General features: G+C 52.1%; 1 protein-coding gene. It reads right to left on the reverse strand.

Going from position 1 to position 380, the window contains the following annotated elements:
- Nucleotides 1-380: aromatic amino acid lyase (locus tag CVN76_RS02155; RefSeq protein WP_198512437.1), on the reverse strand; the 380-nt coding region annotated here is incomplete at both ends.

The raw sequence follows: 380 nt of genomic DNA on the forward strand, positions 1-380 counted from the left end.
ACAAATGAGCTCTAGCGCCAAAACGCGGCGGACGTTTTGGATGATTTGATGCGCGTGCCGCGATCCAATTGTCCCCATGCTTACATGATCTTCCTGATTCGCTGAAGATGGAATGGAATCCACACTAGCCGGATGGGCGAGTGTCTTATTTTCAGAGACGAGTGAAGCGGCGCAATATTGCATGATCATCGCTCCCGATTGCAAGCCAGGCGACGGACTCAGGAATGGCGGTAAATCATTCAACTGGGGATTGACGAGTCGCTCGATCCGGCGCTCGGAAATGTTCGCAAGCTCGGCAATGGCGATTTTCATGAAGTCCATCGCGAACGCTATCGGCTGGCCATGGAAGTTTCCGCCTGAAATCACCTTTTCACCATCAT

The organism is Bacillus sp. mrc49 (assembly GCF_002803435.1).